This is a genomic window from Prochlorococcus marinus str. MIT 0919, assembly GCF_027359375.1.
Lineage (GTDB): Bacteria > Cyanobacteriota > Cyanobacteriia > PCC-6307 > Cyanobiaceae > Prochlorococcus_D.
The window spans coordinates 954,955-973,578 of the sequence record NZ_CP114779.1 but is presented as its reverse complement, the minus strand read 5'-3'; the positions used below and the strand labels follow the sequence as shown (position 1 = coordinate 973,578).

Annotated in this window: 15 protein-coding genes; 10 read left to right on the top strand and 5 right to left on the bottom strand. The window is 39.7% G+C overall.

From position 1 onward, the window contains the following. The first annotated feature begins 236 nt into the window (after window positions 1–236). Window positions 237–1,994, top strand: a complete 1,758-nt coding sequence (cobJ, locus tag O5635_RS05420) for a precorrin-3B C(17)-methyltransferase (RefSeq protein WP_036900600.1) — start codon at window positions 237–239, stop codon at window positions 1,992–1,994. A 180-nt stretch (window positions 1,995–2,174) separates the two neighbouring features. Continuing rightward, window positions 2,175–3,044, top strand: a complete 870-nt coding sequence (gene lipA, locus O5635_RS05415; protein WP_036901057.1) for a lipoyl synthase — start codon at window positions 2,175–2,177, stop codon at window positions 3,042–3,044. Here the strand turns inward: lipA and O5635_RS05410 are convergent. Both O5635_RS05410 and gltB read right to left on the bottom strand, forming a co-directional pair. Next, a complete protein-coding gene (locus O5635_RS05410) occupies window positions 3,041–3,349 on the bottom strand; it encodes a YciI family protein (RefSeq protein ID WP_036900599.1) in 309 nt (102 codons plus the stop codon). The genes lipA and O5635_RS05410 overlap by 4 nt on opposite strands. A 3-nt stretch (window positions 3,350–3,352) precedes the next feature. Next, a complete protein-coding gene (gene gltB / locus O5635_RS05405; protein WP_036900598.1) occupies window positions 3,353–7,939 on the bottom strand; it encodes a glutamate synthase large subunit in 4,587 nt (1,528 codons plus the stop codon). Between the two features lie 268 nt (window positions 7,940–8,207). On the opposite strand from gltB, the gene rpsL reads away from it, so the two are divergent. From rpsL to O5635_RS05370, 7 genes are all read left to right on the top strand, one after another. After that, window positions 8,208–8,585, top strand: a complete 378-nt coding sequence (rpsL, locus tag O5635_RS05400) for a 30S ribosomal protein S12 (protein WP_036900597.1) — start codon at window positions 8,208–8,210, stop codon at window positions 8,583–8,585. 34 nt (window positions 8,586–8,619) lie between these two features. Then, the gene (rpsG, locus tag O5635_RS05395; protein ID WP_036900596.1) at window positions 8,620–9,090 is read left to right on the top strand and encodes a 30S ribosomal protein S7; all 471 of its coding nucleotides are present in this window, start codon (window positions 8,620–8,622) and stop codon (window positions 9,088–9,090) included. A 94-nt stretch (window positions 9,091–9,184) separates the two neighbouring features. Beyond that, window positions 9,185–11,260, top strand: a complete 2,076-nt coding sequence (fusA, locus tag O5635_RS05390; protein WP_036901054.1) for an elongation factor G — start codon at window positions 9,185–9,187, stop codon at window positions 11,258–11,260. Window positions 11,261–11,302: 42 nt separating this feature from the next. After that, entirely contained in the window at window positions 11,303–12,502 is a 1,200-nt protein-coding gene (gene tuf / locus O5635_RS05385) for an elongation factor Tu (protein WP_036900595.1), read from the top strand. Window positions 12,503–12,655: 153 nt separating this feature from the next. Beyond that, complete coding sequence (rpsJ, locus tag O5635_RS05380) at window positions 12,656–12,976, top strand: 30S ribosomal protein S10 (protein WP_036900594.1); 321 nt, start codon at window positions 12,656–12,658, stop codon at window positions 12,974–12,976. Window positions 12,977–13,036: 60 nt separating this feature from the next. Next, complete coding sequence (locus tag O5635_RS05375) at window positions 13,037–13,702, top strand: LON peptidase substrate-binding domain-containing protein (protein ID WP_036900593.1); 666 nt, start codon at window positions 13,037–13,039, stop codon at window positions 13,700–13,702. Next, window positions 13,702–14,625 carry a methyltransferase domain-containing protein gene (locus tag O5635_RS05370; RefSeq protein ID WP_036900592.1) on the top strand — a complete coding sequence of 308 codons (924 nt, stop codon included), beginning with the start codon at window positions 13,702–13,704 and terminating at the stop codon, window positions 14,623–14,625. The genes O5635_RS05375 and O5635_RS05370 overlap by 1 nt, the downstream gene beginning before the upstream one ends. On the opposite strand, the gene pheA is transcribed toward O5635_RS05370, so the two are convergent. After that, on the bottom strand, window positions 14,622–15,473 hold the full coding sequence (gene pheA, locus O5635_RS05365) for a prephenate dehydratase (RefSeq protein ID WP_036900591.1): 852 nt from the start codon (window positions 15,471–15,473) through the stop codon (window positions 14,622–14,624). The genes O5635_RS05370 and pheA overlap by 4 nt on opposite strands. Before the next feature lie 53 nt (window positions 15,474–15,526). On the opposite strand from pheA, the gene O5635_RS05360 reads away from it, so the two are divergent. Continuing rightward, window positions 15,527–16,039 (top strand): DUF1997 domain-containing protein, encoded by a 513-nt coding sequence (locus O5635_RS05360; RefSeq protein WP_036901051.1) that lies wholly within the window; start codon window positions 15,527–15,529, stop codon window positions 16,037–16,039. A 26-nt stretch (window positions 16,040–16,065) separates the two neighbouring features. Here O5635_RS05360 and O5635_RS05355 read toward each other — a convergent pair whose 3' ends face one another. After that, window positions 16,066–16,653: a ribonuclease HII gene (locus O5635_RS05355; protein ID WP_152557254.1), complete on the bottom strand. Its 588-nt coding sequence runs from the start codon at window positions 16,651–16,653 to the stop codon at window positions 16,066–16,068. A 9-nt stretch (window positions 16,654–16,662) separates the two neighbouring features. Then, window positions 16,663–18,603: an Rne/Rng family ribonuclease gene (locus tag O5635_RS05350; protein WP_036900589.1), complete on the bottom strand. Its 1,941-nt coding sequence runs from the start codon at window positions 18,601–18,603 to the stop codon at window positions 16,663–16,665. Window positions 18,604–18,624: the final 21 nt, after the last annotated feature.

Sequence of the window (18,624 nt, the reverse complement as noted above, 5' to 3'; positions counted from 1 at the left end):
GTTAACAAACACTTATTTAAATACCAGCTTGATTTTTCCTAAAAACCTTGCCATTAAAGGGTTTTGAGCGAAAATGTAATAAAGAGTCTTTTTTTATCTCAAATCAATAAATAAAGAAAAGTAATTTTCTATGAAGCATAAGTTGGTCAGAATATCTATAAATTCTCTTTGAAATCATCTCTTTCCCTAAATCTTCTAAGCGAATTGCGATTGGTCTTTCTTTTTCATCGTGGAACTTGCTTCAAAGGCTTCTATCAAAAGGTTACGTAGATTTCTTAGCATTATCACCAGGTGCGGTTTCCGGAATAAAAGAACCTCCTGAAGAACTATTAATTGATTCTCCATCAGAGATTTTTCGTAAAAATTGGGAACCTAAGGCAATTTTTATTTTTATTGGTTCGGTTGGTGCAGCGGTAAGAATAATTGCTCCTTTGCTTACCACTAAAGACAAAGACCCTGCAGTATTAGTTCTTGATTCAAGAGCAGAAAATATATTGCCGTTAATAGGCGGACATCAGGTAGGTGCAGAGCAATTGGCTTTGGAATTATCCGAAGATTTAGGCGGAAAGGCTGTTATTACAGGCTTTTCAGCTACCCAACAAAAACTTGCAATTGATTGTTTTGGTCATGCATGGGGATGGAAGCGCAAAGGTCATTTGAAGAAATGGAATGACTTGATGATGCAGCAAGCAACGCTTTCCCCAATAAATTTTACCCAGGACTGCGGTTCAAAATTATGGCAATCTTCTCAAGGAGCTTTGAATTCGTCCGTTGCTAATCAGAATCAAGATAATTTGCAGTCACCTTCTTTTGTTATTAGTTCAAAGCGTACAGAAAATTGTTCTTGGCATCCACCAGTCCTTTGGGTTGGCGTTGGTTGTGAACGAAATACATCTTTAAGTCTTTTGCAGGAGGCATTAGGCAAGTCTTTTGAGAAAGCCAACTTGGCAGAATCTTCAATAGCTGGCTTTGCAAGTATTGATATTAAGTCTGATGAGGAATCTTTACTTTCTTTTGTTGCTCAAATAGGAGTTCCTATTCGTTTCTATAAAGCGCAAGAACTGGCAAAGGTTTCTGTTCCTAATCCTTCCAATGCTGTGCAATCGGAAGTAGGTACTCATTCAGTTGCAGAAGCTGCATCTGTTTTGGCTGCTGGGAAAAATGCAATATTGAAAGTAGAAAAGCAAATCTTTAAATCAGATCAAGAAGGTGCAGTAACTATTGCTGTTGCACAATCATTAGAACCTTTTGCACCTCATCGAGGAGAACTTCACTTGGTTGGGAGCGGACCTGGAGAAATGAGTTTCTTGACTGGTGATGCAAGGCATGCTCTTTCAAGGACTGTAGTTTGGGTTGGATATAAACTTTATTTAGACCTTCTAGAGCCTTTCCGCCGATATGATCAAGTGCGGGTCGATAGCTCATTGACTTTTGAAAAGGATCGATGTCAAGAAGCCATTAATTTAGCGATGCAAGGTGTAAAAGTATCTTTAATCTCGTCAGGCGATAGTGGTATTTATGGCATGGCAGGGTTGGCTTTGGATCTTTTGTTGAAGCTCCCAAAGCAAAGTAGGCCTTCTTTTGAGGTTCACCCTGGGATTACAGCCTTGCAGGTGGCTGCTGCGAAAACAGGAGCACCATTAATGCATGATTTTTGTGCAATCAGCCTTAGTGATTGCTTGACCCCATGGGAAAAAATAGAAGCACGTCTTAGGGCAGCTTCAGAAGGAGACTTTGTTGTTGCTATTTATAACCCTCGGTCTAAAGAACGATATTGGCAACTAGAAAGTGCGTTGCAAATTATGCTCGAAAATAGGTTGGTGACTACTCCAGTCGTATTAGCGAGACAATTGGGTAGAACAAATGAATCTATTTCTATATTTGCATTAGGGGATTTCCCAATTTCCAAAGTAGATATGCTTAGTGTTGTAGTGGTTGGGAACAGTTCTACTTTTGAAAAAGATGGACATTTGATTACACCACGAGGCTATTAAGATTTGACAATTACAAGCTTCAGATAATCACTTGCTATAACCCCTTTTCACCTTTACTTCTCATCACAATAAAAATTAAGCTCTCATTTTTTTGGGTTCTCTCTAAATTGATCTTAAAGTAATACCAACAATGTTTTTTTTGGCCAACCTTTCTAAAGTTCTTTTATTGAGAGGATGATTTTGGCCAAACCTGAATGGCTACGAGTTAAAGCACCCCTCCATGAGAGGATTGGCTCAGTTGCAGAGATGTTATCAGATCTTAAATTAAATACAGTATGCCAGGAAGCAAGTTGCCCCAATATAGGCGAGTGCTTTGCTGGAGGAACAGCTACATTCTTAATAATGGGACCAGGTTGTACACGTGCATGCCCTTATTGTGATATTGACTTTGATAAAAGTGTAAGAAGTTTAGATCCATCAGAGCCTCAACGCCTTGGAGAGGCAGTTTCAAGGTTGGGATTACGTCATGTAGTAATTACCTCAGTTAATAGAGATGATTTAAATGACGGTGGAGCAAGTCAATTTGTTGGGTGTATTGAATCCGTTAGGCGACAGTCTCCTCTAACAACAATAGAGTTATTAGTACCTGACTTTTGTGGCAACTGGAATGCCTTGCAAACTGTTATGGAAGCAATGCCAAACGTGCTAAATCATAATATTGAAACTGTTCCTAGGCTATATAAGAGGGCAAGACCTCAAGGGAAATACATAAGATCATTAGAGTTATTGAATCGCGTGAGAGAGGGGTGGCCAAAAGTATATTCAAAGTCAGGTTTGATGGTTGGATTGGGAGAAACAGATGAAGAGGTTTTTAATGTTTTGGAAGACCTTAGAGATAATAAGGTAGACATTGTAACCATTGGTCAATACTTGTCTCCAGGCCCAAAACATTTACCTGTCGATAGATTTGTAACCCCAGATCAGTTTAAGAAATATCAACGAGAAGGAGAACGTCGATATGGTTTCCTGCAGGTAGTTAGCTCGCCTTTGACTCGTAGCAGCTACCATGCGGGAGAGGTTCAACGCCTTATGGCTACCCACCCACGTTAATTAAAGAAACTGCCTGCTACTGGTATCCATTCATGCAGCTCCCAAGTTACTAAATTGTTTTTGATCATAGGGTCTTGCTCAATCAGGGACTTTGCTTCCTCAAAAGAGGTTGCTTCTAACACCAGAAAACCACCACCACCTGGGTCTCTATTTCTATCTGCTAAATAGCCACTTGATAATTTCGCTCCAGAAGAAATTAGAGTTTTAACCCAATCTTTATGCTCCCGTAGAGATTTAATGAGTTGATCATTCGATAGAGCAGAGGTTTTTTTAGAAAACTTCTCTGTTTTGATAAATATCGGCATTACTTATTTGACGGCTGTTTCGATTGTTGCCAAGCCTACCTGAGCCTTTTCGCTAGGAGGAACTATTACCTTAAATAATTTTTTCCAATGATGCCAATCATTGAGAATTATTCCTGCCTTCGTACTTTTTGTTAAATCATAATGTTCTTTTAGTAAAGGCTTTAAAAGTTCTTCTTGCTCATTGGTAGATAACTGATGAATCTCAACAATTTCCTTGTTGATACGAGTATGAACTTTTTGATCTTCATCGAGTAGAAAGGCTACTCCTCCAGTCATTCCTGCTCCTACATTCCTTCCAGTAGGTCCAATTACAATCACTATCCCTCCAGTCATGTACTCACAGCAATGGTCACCTGCTCCTTCTATCACTGCTTTTACTCCACTATTTCTCACTCCAAAACGTTCTCCAGCACTGCCGAGTGCATATAATTTCCCACCAGTTCCTCCATAGAGGCATGTATTCCCAAGAATAACTTGGGTTGAGCAATTTCGACTATTAGGAGGAGGTATTAGTGTAAGTACGCCTCCATTGATACCTTTGCCTACATAATCATTCGCTTCACCTATTAGCAGGACATTCATCCCTTGCAATAAGAATGCTCCAAAGCTTTGTCCGGCAGAACCTTTAAAGATTAGTTCAAGCTTGCCTTGGAAACCTTTGTTACCATGCAATTCAGCAATCTCCCCAGATACTCGAGCGCATACACTTCGATCAGTATTAAGAATACGAAGCGTTTTACTAATAGTTCCATGAGAGACCATTGCATTCAAAAATTCCTTATCATTCAATAACTGGTCTTCAAGAATAGGCCCATTACTATGTGGCTTGATATTGTGCTTTAGCCAGGATCTATCATTAGAAGACTTTGCTGGTATCAAGAGAGATGACAAATCGACTTGTTGTGTTTTCGCAAGAGTTATTTCTCTAGGTTCAAGGAGCTCTGCTCTTCCAATTAAATCTTCTAGTCTTCTTATACCAAGCGTGCTTAAGATTTGCCTAACTTCCTCTGCAATAAAAAGGAAAAAATTCACTACATGTTCGGGTATGCCGGGAAAACGTTTTCTAAGAGCTTCTTGTTGAGTTGCTACACCTACTGGACATTTATTTGTGTGGCAAATACGAGCCATGATGCAGCCTTCCGCAATCATTGCGATTGATCCGAAACCATATTCTTCGGCGCCAAGCAGAGCTGCTATCACTACATCCCAGCCAGTTTTTAACCCGCCGTCCGTTCTAAGTAAAACTCTATTTCTTAAGCCATTTTCGAGTAGGGATTGGTGTACTTCTGTTAAGCCTAATTCCCAGGGTAAGCCAGCATGCTTAATAGAGCTAAGTGGCGACGCACCAGTTCCACCATCATGACCAGATATCTGTATTACATCTGCATTCGCTTTGGCAACTCCTGCAGCAATAGTGCCAATACCAATTTCAGCCACGAGTTTAACGCTTACTTTTGCTGCAGGATGTACTTGATGAAGGTCATGGATTAACTGGGCTAAGTCTTCTATTGAATAAATATCATGATGAGGGGGTGGAGATATCAAAGCGACTCCAGGCTTGCTGTTCCGGAGCTTTGCGATGTAAGAATCTACTTTAGGTCCAGGCAATTGCCCTCCTTCACCTGGCTTGGCTCCCTGGGCCATTTTAATCTCAAGCTGCTTGCCGCTGCGTAGATATTCAGGTGTAACGCCAAAGCGTCCGGATGCTATTTGTTTTATGGCAGAGCAGGCTGTATCTCCGTTTTGAAGACCTTTTAAATTAGGTAACGTTTGGGAAAGACTGTGATCATCTACATCATTAAGGATTTTAAATCTATCTGGATCTTCTCCTCCTTCACCACTATTGCTTTTCCCTCCTATCCGGTTCATAGCTATGGCTAGGACTTCATGAGCTTCTCTTGAGAGTGCTCCTAAACTCATTCCACCGGTACAGAATCTTTTGCAAATATTTTCTACACTTTCGACTTCATCAATAGGAATTGCTTTTTTAGTGAGACGTAGTGTCAGTAAGTCTCTCAAAGCAGTTGCTGGTCTGTTTTCTAGAAGTGATTTGTAAGTATTGAAGTGATCATATTGAGGCCCTTTCTTGACTGCATTATGAAGAGCTTTGGACATGTCAGGATTATTTAAGTGGTATTCTGCTCCACTTCTGTATTGAACAAAACCTAAAAATTCAAGTTTTTTTCGATCTAGTTCTGGGTAAGCTTTTGCATGAAACAAAAGAGTTTCAATTGCTAACTCTTTAAGACTTAGGCCAGCTATTCTACTAGTCGTTCCTTTAAAGGCTAAATCAATTATATCCGATCCTATTCCTACTGCTTCAAAGATCTGTGCACCATGATAGCTAGCTAAAAGAGATATACCTATCTTAGACAAGATTTTGCGGAGACCATCTTCAAGGGCTTGTTTTAAATTTCCTTGTGCTTTTTCAATGGTTAAACCAGGAAGTTTTTTGGTTTCAATCAGCTTTTGAGTCTTAGGGTGATTCCACCAATGCCTAGTACTTTCCCATGTCAACCAAGGGCATACTGCACTGGCACCATAGCCTATGAGGCATGCCAAATGATGAGTACTCCAGCACTGTGCAGTCTCAATAATGATGGATGTATCTAGGCGTAGTTGGTGCTTTAGCAAGTGATGATGGACTGCTCCTACGGCAAGTAAAGGAGGGATGTAAGTTTTGGTTGGACTTACTCCACGGTCAGATAAGACTAAAATTCTTACACCATTTTTGACTGCAGTTTCTGCTTCATTGCAGAGCTCTTGCAGACGCTGATTTAACCCCAGTACACCTTGGTTAATATCAACTAACGTTAATAACGTTTCTGAGGGGAGATTTTGCTTTGTTAATTCAATTAATTCATTCTCGTTTAAGATTGGTGATTTTAGATGGATGACGGAGAATGCATTCTCTTTTGGAGAAAGAGGAGAACCTTTTTTCCCTATATGCATATCAAGGCTCATCACGAGCTTTTCTCTTAGGGGATCTATAGGTGGATTGGTGACTTGTGCAAATCTTTGCTTAAAGTAGTCGTATAAAAGATGAGGCTTGTTTGAAAGAATTGCGAGTGGGATATCGTCTCCCATGCAATAAGTTGGCTCTTTGGCACTGCTTGCCATTGCATCCAAAATTAGATCTAAATCTTCAGCTGAAAAACCAAATGATGTTTGCAGTTGCAACAGATCTAGCTGATTGAAATGTGCTTTGATCTCCCAAGGTTGTTGCCTAAGAGTTACTCTATTTTTCAAGAGCCAATTCTTATAAGGATATTTATCAGCAACTTCTTTTTTGACATCCCAATTTCGAAGTAGACGTCCTTTGGTAAGATCTACTGCAAGCATTTGCCCTGGCCCAAGTCTGCCTTTTTCAATAATTCGGTCTTCGTCAATATCAACTACACCTGTTTCAGAGCCCATGATCACAAAATTGTCTTTTGTGACGCAATACCGTGCAGGGCGTAAACCATTCCTATCTAGTGTCGCACCTACTAAACAACCATCTGAAAAAACTAGGAGCGCAGGTCCATCCCACGATTCTTGTGTGCAGGCTGAGTATTCGTAGAATGCATTGATTTCCGTTTGCTCATTGAGTTCAGGTTGATCTCTAAAGGCTTCTGGAACAAGTGTTAGCAGACTTTCCGATATTGGTCTTCCGCTCCTTACTAGTAATTCTAGAGTTGCATCTAAATTTGCCGAATCACTATAAGTCTCATTGACAATAGGCTTTAAGTCTTCTGTCGCATTCCCCCATACTTCTTTTAGGTACACTTCTCTTGCTTTTGCCCAATTGAGATTCCCAAGTAATGTATTAATTTCTCCATTGTGACCTAGAAGTCGCATTGGTTGAGCAAGCTGCCATCTGGGGAGTGTGTTCGTGCTAAATCTTCGGTGGTATACAGCAAAAGCAACTTCAAATCTAGGGTCAACGAGGTCTTTGTAGAAAGCCGACAGAACCTCTGATCTCACCATCCCTTTGTAAACTACAGTTCGGCTACTTAAAGAAGCTATATAGATTTCAGTAGCTTTATCGCCTAAAGCCTCTAGACAATGTTTTTGAATTCTCTTTCTTAACTGATATAAAGTTCCCTCTAGATTGTCTTCAGTTACAAACCCTCCAACTAGCCATTGTTCAATAAATGGGGCTGTTTCTTTTGCTAAAGGTCCTAAAACTGATGGATCAATAGGCACATCTCGCCATCCTTCAGAGACCAGACCCAGGCTTTCAGCTTCCTTTACAAAAATATCTTTTACAACCTTTCTTTCCTTTTCATGAGATGGCATGAAAACCATACCAAGACCATAGGCTCTATCATTGCTTAGTCTTACTGAAGGCCAAATATTTTCAAGGTATTTCCAAGGTATTTCACATAAAATTCCTGCGCCATCTCCAGAATCACTATCCCCTCCACAGCCCCCTCTATGCTCCATGCATTCCAATCCGCGTAGAGCTTGTTGTAAGACCCAATGACTTGGATTGCCATCAATCTGCGCTAGGAACCCAACTCCACAAGCATCTCTTTCCCCGGTTAAGGCTTCTGGGGAGCTGCTATCGCAGTAGGGGAAATTAGTACTACAGGAGTCGAGAGGCATAAATTCAACTAAACTGTCTGCTTGAGGGAAACAAATCGAAAAGCAGTGCTAGGCGTATCAAATGATCCTATAAGCCTGTTAAAGAAATTATTTGACGCTGTGAGGGCTCCAAATAATTCTCTAGTGGCTTACTTAAATTAATAGCCCTTTATGAACATAAGTGCTTTTGATCAATTTAAATTAGAAAAATTGTTATTTAGGGAGGTTGACCGAGTAATGTGGAAGTTTGTGAATAAAGGTCCATTTCCTGGCCTCATGCCAATCGTCGATGCCAACCATTCAACAGCTAATTAGATCTGAGCGTAAGCGGCTCACTCGTAAGACCAAGTCACCTGCACTGCGCTCTTGCCCAGAGCGAAGAGGTGTTTGCACTAGGGTCTATACTTCCACTCCTAAAAAGCCCAATTCAGCGTTGCGAAAGGTCGCACGTGTGCGATTGACTTCTGGGTTCGAAGTAACAGCCTACATACCTGGCATTGGTCATAACCTTCAGGAGCACTCCGTCGTATTGCTTAGAGGAGGGAGAGTCAAAGACTTACCCGGAGTTCGTTATCACATTATTCGTGGCACATTGGATGCAGCAGGTGTAAAAGATCGTCGGCAATCACGATCTAAGTATGGTGCTAAGTCCCCTAAAAAAGATTAATTTTCACTCAATTATTCAAATTTAAAAATCACTTATGTCTAGACGTAACGCGGCAGAGAAAAGGCCAGTCTTGCCAGACCCACAATTTAATAATCGTTTGGCAACAATGATGATTGCGAGGCTTATGAAGCATGGCAAGAAATCAACTGCTCAAAGGATTTTGTCAGAGGCTTTTGGTTTGATTAATGAACGAACTGGTAACGATCCAATTGAATTATTTGAAACGGCTGTAAAAAATGCGACTCCTTTAGTTGAAGTTAGAGCCAGACGCGTTGGTGGAGCAACTTATCAAGTGCCGATGGAAGTAAGACAGGAAAGAGGAACTGCAATGGCCTTGAGATGGCTTGTCAACTTTTCTAGATCCAGAAATGGCAGGAGCATGGCTCACAAACTTGCTGGTGAACTTATGGATGCTGCTAATGAAGCTGGCAGTGCAGTCAGGAAGAGGGAAGAGACCCATAAAATGGCAGAAGCTAATAAAGCTTTTGCCCATTACCGTTATTGAGTTTTCTCCATATAGCGATGAAAAACTTCCATTTTTTGCCTGCTGACCTGTAGAGTCACATCCCCTTTTTTAATATTCCTACGGAGCGTTGATTGTGGCTCGCCCCTTTCCTTTAGAACGAGTAAGAAATATTGGTATTGCAGCGCACATAGACGCTGGAAAGACCACTACTACTGAAAGGATTCTCTTTTATTCAGGAGTTGTTCACAAAATTGGTGAAGTGCACGATGGTGCAGCAGTTACTGATTGGATGGCTCAGGAGAGAGAGAGAGGTATCACGATTACAGCCGCTGCTATTTCAACGAGTTGGCAGGATCACAGGATCAATATTATTGATACTCCTGGCCATGTTGACTTCACTATCGAGGTCGAAAGGTCAATGAGGGTGCTCGATGGTGTGATAGCAGTTTTTTGTGCAGTAGGCGGAGTCCAGCCCCAGTCTGAGACCGTTTGGCGCCAAGCTGATAGATATTCAGTCCCTAGGATGGTCTTTGTAAATAAGATGGATAGAACTGGGGCAGATTTTCTAAAGGTTTATGAACAAATTAAAGATCGATTGAAAGCAAATGCTGCACCAATTCAATTGCCAATAGGTGCTGAAGGAGAGCTCAAGGGAATTATTGATCTTGTCGGAAATAAAGCATATATCTACAAAAATGACTTAGGCACAGATATTGAGGAGGCAGAAATTCCTTCAGATATGTCATCTCAGGCAGCTGAATGGAGAGCTAAGTTAATGGAAACAGTTGCAGAGAATGATGAAGAATTAATTGAACACTTTCTCGAGAATGGAGAACTTACTGAAGAACAATTAAAACGAGGGATTCGAGAAGGAGTTTTAAAACATGGTTTGGTTCCTTTGTTATGTGGTTCTGCCTTTAAGAATAAAGGGGTTCAATTAGTTCTTGATGCAGTAGTTGACTATCTTCCTGCACCTGTAGATGTACCACCCATACAAGGTCTTTTGCCTAATGGTAAGGAAGCCAGTCGTCCTTCTGATGATTCCGAACCATTTAGCGCATTAGCTTTTAAGGTTATGGCAGATCCCTATGGGAAGCTGACATTCGTGAGGATGTACTCCGGAGTATTGGAAAAGGGAAGTTATGTTCTGAATTCGACAAAAGATGCGAAAGAACGTATTTCTCGATTGGTTGTATTAAAAGCAGATGATAGAGAAGAAGTAGATCAGCTTAGAGCTGGAGATTTAGGAGCTGTATTGGGTTTAAAAAATACAACTACTGGGGATACTTTGTGTACTACTGACGATCCAATAGTTTTAGAAACATTATTTATTCCTGAGCCTGTTATTTCAGTTGCAGTGGAACCTAAAACAAAAGGCGATATGGAAAAACTTTCCAAAGCACTTATTTCCTTAGCAGAAGAAGACCCTACTTTCCGAGTCAGTACCGATCAAGAAACCAACCAGACTGTAATAGCAGGTATGGGTGAGTTACATCTTGAAATTCTTGTTGATCGAATGTTGAGAGAATTTAAAGTTGAAGCAAATATTGGTGCACCCCAGGTTTCCTATCGAGAGACTATTCGTTCAAGCTCTAAAGGTGAAGGTAAATATGCTCGTCAGACAGGAGGAAAAGGTCAATATGGTCATGTTGTTATAGAAATGGAACCTGGGGAACCAGGCTCTGGTTTTGAATTTGTTAATAAAATTGTTGGTGGGGTTGTGCCCAAGGAATATATCGGTCCAGCCTCTAATGGTATGAAAGAAACATGTGAGTCTGGTGTCCTTGCTGGATACCCGCTGATTGATGTCAAGGTCACCATGGTAGATGGTTCTTTCCATGATGTTGACTCATCAGAAATGGCATTTAAGATTGCCGGCTCAATGGCTTTTAAAGATGGCGTCAAAAAATGTAATCCTGTACTTCTTGAGCCAATGATGAAAGTGGAAGTAGAAGTCCCAGAGGATTTCTTAGGTTCTATTATTGGGGACCTGTCCTCTAGAAGAGGACAGGTTGAAGGACAGTCCATTGATGAAGGACAATCTAAAGTTCAGGCAAAAGTGCCTTTGGCTGAAATGTTCGGTTATGCCACCCAGCTTCGATCCATGACGCAAGGTCGGGGTGTATTCTCAATGGAGTTCAGTAATTACGAGGAAGTTCCTCGTAATGTCGCTGAAGCGATTATTTCCAAGAATCAGGGCAATTCCTGATCTCTACACAATCAACTATTATTTCCCTGATTCTTTAAACAAATGGCCCGCGAGAAGTTCGAAAGAAACAAGCCTCACGTCAACATTGGCACTATCGGTCATGTTGACCATGGCAAAACAACCCTTACTGCAGCTATTACAAATGTTTTAGCTAAAAAGGGTCAAGCCCAAGCTCAAGATTATGGAGATATTGATGGTGCTCCTGAAGAGCGAGAGCGTGGTATCACAATTAACACCGCTCATGTTGAGTATGAAACAGATGGGCGCCACTATGCCCATGTTGACTGCCCAGGTCATGCTGACTATGTGAAAAATATGATCACTGGTGCAGCTCAGATGGACGGTGCAATTATCGTTGTTGCTGCAACTGATGGTGCAATGGCACAAACGAAAGAGCATATTCTCCTTGCTAAACAGGTCGGAGTCCCATCACTCGTTGTTGCTTTGAACAAATGTGACATGGTTGATGATGCAGAAATGATTGAACTTGTAGAGATGGAGATTCGTGAGCTCCTAAGTAGTTATGACTTCCCAGGCGATGATATTCCTGTAGTTCAAGTTTCAGCTCTAAAAGCTTTAGAAGGCGATTCTAAATGGGAAGAGAAGATTGATGAATTGATGAAATCTGTGGATGATTCAATCCCAGAGCCAGAAAGAGAAGTTGACAAGCCTTTCTTGATGGCAGTAGAAGATGTCTTTTCTATTACAGGTAGAGGAACAGTTGCAACTGGAAGAATCGAAAGAGGCAAAGTAAAGGTTGGTGAGGAAGTTGAGATAGTTGGCATCAAAGAGACTCGTTTGACAACAGTTACTGGAGTTGAGATGTTCCGGAAACTGCTAGACGAAGGAATGGCTGGTGACAATGTTGGATTACTTCTTCGTGGTATTCAAAAGGAAGATATTGAAAGAGGTATGGTTTTAGTCAAAAAAGGTTCTATTACACCTCATACCAAGTTTGAAGGCGAAGTTTATGTTTTAAAGAAGGAGGAAGGCGGACGACATACTCCATTCTTTGCTGGTTATAGACCTCAGTTTTATATAAGAACTACTGATGTTACCGGACAAATTACAGCCTTTACGGGTGATGATGGAAGTAATGTTGAAATGGTTATGCCAGGGGACAGAATTAAAATGACTGGAGAACTTATCTGCCCTGTGGCTATTGAGCAAGGGATGAGATTTGCTATCCGTGAAGGAGGCAGGACAATTGGTGCAGGTGTAGTGTCTAAGATTATTGAATGATCTTTTGCTAAATGATTGCTAGGTTTTTTGCCTGGCAATCATTTAGAGTTAGAAAGCTGGTCATTTAAGAAGTCCAGTTCTTCTTAAAGTTCTTTCTGAACCTTGAAAATCAACTTTTATTGCTTCTTATAGAGCAAGCTCGCAGGAAACCTTATGTCAACGGCTATTGCACAGCAGAAGATAAGAATCCGCCTTAAAGCTTTTGATAGGCGTATGCTTGATCTTTCTTGTGAAAAAATTATTGAGACCGCAGATAATACTGCTGCTACTGCTATTGGTCCTATCCCATTGCCAACCAAGAGAAAAATTTATTGTGTTCTTAGGTCCCCTCATGTTGATAAGGATTCCAGAGAGCATTTTGAAACAAGAACTCATAGAAGGATTATTGATATCTATAACCCTTCAGCCAAAACAATAGATGCTTTGATGAAGCTTGATTTGCCTAGTGGTGTAGACATTGAAGTTAAGCTCTAAATTGCAAAACCTCAATATCCCGAACATTTTATTAGGATTATTACAGTAGAGAGGTTACCTGTGGCAGATCTTGCAGTCAGGGAGTTACCGTTATTCCCTCTCCCTGAGGTTGTTTTATTCCCTCAGGAGTTCCTTCCATTACATATTTTTGAGTCAAGATACAGAATGATGCTTAAGAGCGTCCTAGAGGCCGATAGCCGTTTCGGAGTGGTTAGATTTGATCCAAACACAAAAAGGCTTGCTGAAGTTGGTTGTTGTGCGGAAATAATTAAACATCAAACTTCAGAAGATGGTCGCAGTAACATTATTACTTTGGGACAGCAAAGGTTTAGAGTTTTAGAGATAACAAGGAAAGCCCCTTTCTATACAGCTTTAGTTACATGGATAGATGATTATCCCGTAGAAAATGAAAATGAATTAAAAATTCTCTCCGAAAAAGTTTTAACTGCTTTACGAGATGTTGTTTCCCTTACTGGAAAGTTAACTGACTCTGAAAGGAATTTGCCTGAAGAATTGCCTGATATCCCTAGAGAGCTATCATTTTGGATTGCTGCTCATTTGGGGGGCCCCGTAGCTAATGAGCAACAGCATTTATTAGAAATTCAAGATACTACAAAAAGACTTCTTCGTGAGTATGAGATGCTTGATCAAACTCGAAAGCAACTCGCTGCTCGAACAGCTTTGAAAGATACTTTGAAAAACCCAGATGAGGCAAGCAGTACTTGATGTTTAGTTTGATTCTTTTATTATTAATAATTCTTTTAATATTCCTATTATGGAATAAAACTAATAGAAAATATAAGTCAAAAGAAAGTGTTTCTAAAGCATATGATTCTTGGACTAATGATCAACTTTTAGAGAAACTTTGGGGTGATCATATACATCTTGGCTACTACAATCAAAAACCTCATCAAACTTCTTTTCAGCAAGCCAAAGTTGAATTTGTTCATCAATTGGTAAGGTGGAGCGGACTTGATCAGTTGCCCAAAGGGTCAAGGATTTTGGATGTTGGGTGTGGGATAGGAGGAAGTTCTAGGATCTTGGCGAGAGATTACAATTTTGATGTCTTGGGAATAACTATCAGTAATGCGCAAGTTCAAAGAGCTAGACAGTTAACCCCAAATGATTTGATGTGTAGTTTCCAGGTTATGGATGCTCTTAATCTTGATTTTTCCAACGGGAGTTTTGACGGAATCTGGAGTGTAGAAGCTGGCCCTCATATGCCTGATAAGCAACTTTATGCAGACGAAATGCTTAGGGTATTACGTCCGGGCGGCATACTGGCGGTAGCTGATTGGAATAGAAGAGAGGAAAGTAGTAATAGTTTTGCATTTATGGAAAAAATGGTTCTTGAACAATTACTACATCAATGGTCTCATCCTCATTTTTCTTCCATTGAAGGCTTTAAAGAAAATTTGTCGAATAGTTCTTTCTCTGCAGGTTTGGTAGAAGTGGAAGATTGGACTAAATTTACAATTCCTTCTTGGAAAGATTCAATATTAGAGGGTATTAGAAGACCAAAAGTGTTTTTTGATCTAGGGCCTAAATCGCTATACCAAGGCCTTAGAGAGGTTCCAACTATTCTATTGATGCAATGGGCTTTTTCGACCGGGTTGATGAGATTTGGAGTATTTAGGACAAGAGGTTAAATTGATTCTAAATTCAATTCAGTGCTTTCATATGAGCCGAAATTAATTATATTTTCACAAAGAGGTTTTAATGCCTTGCAAAGTTTTTCATTGATATCTCTTGATGTATTATCTATTTCAATATCGATAAAAAATATATATTCACCTAGTTCTCTTTTTGAAGGGCGTGATTCTATCCGACTCATATTTAATCCTAAATTTGCAATACACTTTAGAACATTTAATAATGATCCTGGAGTATTCGAATGCAATGAAAATGCAATGCTAGCTACTGCTCCTTGCGTTTCATTTTTTATATTTTGTAAAAAAACGAATCTTGTACAGTTTCCTGGTACATCATTAATTGGATATGCAACTTGATTAAGACCTCCTATTTCGCTAGCAGCTTTTGAAGAACCTATTGCTGCACGAAATTTACTTCCTTTGACCATCCTCACTGCTTCTGAGGTCGAGCTAGTAGGCAATTGCAATGCATCTGGAAGATTGGTGCTTAGCCAAGTACTGCATTGGGCTAGTGCTTGGGGATGAGATAGTACTTCGGAGATTTCTTTGAGAGAGCCATTGCTGATTAGAGCGTGACGTATTGGAATTACTAAGGCTCTTTTTATGAACAAGTTTGGGTGATTCCATAGTGCATCAAGAGTGGTTGTAACCCCGCCTTCTACAGAATTCTCTATGGGGACTACTGCTGCTTCACAATGTTTTGTTGCAACATTTTCAATGACTGATCTGATTCCTAAACAAGGTAAAAACGTTGCAGCATCATGTTTTTCTAGCTTTGCCAACGCAAAAGCTGCTTTTTCTGCATAGGACCCTTTTGGTCCGAGATAGGCCACTTTAGTTGGCATTAGTTGAAAAAAGTGCGAGTGTCGATAGGATCATGTCGCGTCAGTTGCCAATTATGCCTCTGGCCTTCGATGCCCGGCAAAAATTAGATTTGCCAGTAAAAAACAATTCAGAGCGACTTCCTGATTATCTCCTACAGCAGGAAAGAGTTGTAGGTGCAATGCTTGATTCGAAAAAACTTATTTCCTTAGGGGATGGTAATTATCGCTATACAGTGACAAGCTTTAAGGTTTTTCAGTTGGAAGTTAATCCAATTGTTTCTATAGCAGTTCTTAATACTGAAAACACTTTGCAGATGAGTGCAACTGATAGCACCTTAGATGGATTGGGCTTGGTTGATGATTTTGAATTAATGCTTGATGCGACACTTACTGCCTCATCAAATGGTTTGGAGGGGATTGCTCATTTAGGTGTCACGGTTAGTCAACCACCTTTATTGAAATTTGTTCCATCCAAAATCCTTGAATCAACTGGTCAATCTATTTTAAACGGAATTTTACTTGGTATAAAAGCAAGGGTGGGTCAGCAATTAGTTCAAGATTTTGCACTCTGGTGCACTGAAAATTAACACCTTGTTCAATACAAAATATTCTTTTACGAGATAATTCTGCTGAGAAAAGATTTTCTATGAAGATCTGTAGTCCCAAGTTCTCTTAAAGCTTTTCTATGGTCCTTAGTGCCGTACCCCATATTTGTTTCAAGGCTATATTTAGGAATTTTTATTGCTAAACGTTTAATTAAAACATCTCTAGCTTCTTTGGCTAAAACGCTTGCAGCCGCGATCGAAGGTGACTTGCTTTCACCTCTAATTAAGTTGATTTGTTGGCCTGCCCATAAGCGAATAGGTAATGGTCCGTCTACCAATAGAAGCTCTGGCGTCATCAGTAAACCATCGATTGCTCTAAGCATTGCTTTCTCTGTTGCGCGCCGAATTCCGTAGAGGTCTATTTCTCTTGCGGATGCCTGACCAATTGCCCAACTTGCCGAAAGGCTTTTAATCAAAGGAACTAGCAGGCCTCTTTTTTTACTTGATAGCTTCTTGCTATCTTTTAGTCCCGCATTTAGCAATTCTTGTTCTGTTGAACTTTTTAATACAACAGCAGAAGCAAAAACTGGACCAAATAGACATCCTTTGCCAACCTCATCTATGCCAGCTATAACTTTTTGCCTTTCTTTATCCAAAATTATGCATTACGTTGCTGAAGACCTTCTTCTGCGTCTTCGGGGATCTTCAGCTTCAGCTTCAGCTTCTTTTTGAACAGGATCTTCTAATTCTCTTGAGTTTTCTTTTTGAGTTACATCTTTTTTTTCAATAGCTTCTTTTTTAGCAGCATCTTGCTCAATACCTTCTTGCTCAATAACTTCTTTCTGAATAGTATCTTCTTTATGCATTAGCTTTTCATTTGACGGTTCTTCTGTCGCAAAAGTAGAATTATTATCCGTTTCCTTATTGCTTGATTCTAGGGTTTCTAAGTTAGATTTATTGGATGCTCTATTAACTACATTTTTAGATTTCTTTTTTCGTTTATTACCAATAGAAGTAATTCTTTGCTTGGCTTCGTCAAGGATGATTTTCTCATCTTCTCCAGGCCTAACTATATGAACTAATAAATTTTCATTTTCTGGATCTTTATCTAATAATAATGTAGGATTTATTCCTAAAGAACTAAATACATATTCTTCATCTTGACTCATTTTAATTGCAATTAGATCTGGCTCTTGCTTTATAGAATTTTGCTCTAATTCATTTTCTTGATTATTAACTTCTGAATTATTTTGAGAACTTATAGCGTCATTAATTTGGGCAGACTCAATATTCTTACCCTTGCTAACTTCTTTCAAAGGCTGAAATTTTTTAGATGATTCTTCTTTTTGTATTAAACCTCCAATAGAAGCCAAAGGCTGTATTTCTTCTTTGATAGGTATTTCAGGAGTATGTCCCAACCCATTGCAATTAGAACATGGCTTGCTAAATAACTCATAGATATTTTGCCCTTGTCTTTTTCTTGTTAGTTCAACTAATCCAAGCTCAGTGAGCTGTGCTATTTGGGGCCTAGATTTATCATCTTTAATTGCTGATGAAAAATACTCTAATAATTGAAGTTGATCTCTTCTGGAATCCATATCAATAAAATCTATAATAATGACTCCTCCAATATTTCTTAATTTTAGTTGTCTTGCTATTTCGATAGCTGCTTCACAATTTGTCCAAAGTACTGTTTCTCTTGAATTGGCAGAGCTTGTAAATGAACCCGAGTTGACATCTATAACTGTTAGAGCTTCTGTAGGTTCAATTATTATATATCCACCTGAAGGGAGATCTACTCTTGGCTTTAGAGCATTAAAAATAGCGGCATTTATTTTATAATGCTCTAGCAGGTCTATGGGTTGATCATGACATTCAACAATTACATTTGTATGAGAACCTAGGAAATTTTTAGCTCGTTCGACTGCTTTAGAAGTTTCTACAATAATCTTGGAAAGCTCAGGACTAGAGTGGTCTCTAAGTATTCTATTTACAAAGTCTTCTTCTCTATTTAGAAGTATAGGTGGAGAGGAATTTTCTGCCGCTTGTTGTATTGATTCCCATTGCTTTAAAAGATTCTCTAGATCTGTAATTAATAACTCTTCGTTTACACCATCTGCTTCTGAACGCATTAGCAGGCCTGTTCCTGGAGGCTTAACTAAGACACCTAAAGCTCTTAGCCGGTTTCGTTCATTTTCAGAGTTAATTCGACGAGAAATATTCACCCCTTGCCCATTGGGTTGCAGGACAAGATATCTTCCAGGTAAAGCAAGATTTCCTGTCAGTCTTGGCCCTTTAGTACCCGTTGGTTCTTTCATTACTTGTACTAGAACCTTTTGTCGTGGCTCTAATAATTCAGTAATGCCTGCAGCATTCTTTTTTTTCTTTAATGGACCTAAATCTGTTACATGTATAAAGCCATTTTTTTCACTTGCGCCAATATTTACAAATGCTGCATCTATACCAGGCAGGACATTTTCTATTGTTCCTAGGTATACGTCGCCAATTTGGTAGCGACCTTGGGCGACGATTAACTCGTCTACTCGCTCATCGGTAAGCAAGGCTGCTATGCGCAGTTGCTCTGCGATGACAACTTTCTGCGGCATTTAATCAAAAGTGATAATTCT

Excerpts from the sequence above, each read along its gene's own strand:
- O5635_RS05410 (WP_036900599.1), bottom strand. The coding sequence starts at position 3,349 with ATGCCGATATTTATCAAAACAGAGAAGTTTTCTAAAAAAACCTCTGCT.
- gltB (WP_036900598.1), bottom strand. The coding sequence starts at position 7,939 with ATGCCTCTCGACTCCTGTAGTACTAATTTCCCCTACTGCGATAGCAGC.
- rpsL (WP_036900597.1), top strand. The coding sequence starts at position 8,208 with ATGCCAACCATTCAACAGCTAATTAGATCTGAGCGTAAGCGGCTCACT.
- rpsG (WP_036900596.1), top strand. The coding sequence starts at position 8,620 with ATGTCTAGACGTAACGCGGCAGAGAAAAGGCCAGTCTTGCCAGACCCA.
- tuf (WP_036900595.1), top strand. The coding sequence starts at position 11,303 with ATGGCCCGCGAGAAGTTCGAAAGAAACAAGCCTCACGTCAACATTGGC.
- rpsJ (WP_036900594.1), top strand. The coding sequence starts at position 12,656 with ATGTCAACGGCTATTGCACAGCAGAAGATAAGAATCCGCCTTAAAGCT.
- O5635_RS05370 (WP_036900592.1), top strand. The coding sequence starts at position 13,702 with ATGTTTAGTTTGATTCTTTTATTATTAATAATTCTTTTAATATTCCTA.
- pheA (WP_036900591.1), bottom strand. The coding sequence starts at position 15,473 with ATGCCAACTAAAGTGGCCTATCTCGGACCAAAAGGGTCCTATGCAGAA.
- O5635_RS05360 (WP_036901051.1), top strand. The coding sequence starts at position 15,527 with ATGCCTCTGGCCTTCGATGCCCGGCAAAAATTAGATTTGCCAGTAAAA.
- O5635_RS05350 (WP_036900589.1), bottom strand. The coding sequence starts at position 18,603 with ATGCCGCAGAAAGTTGTCATCGCAGAGCAACTGCGCATAGCAGCCTTG.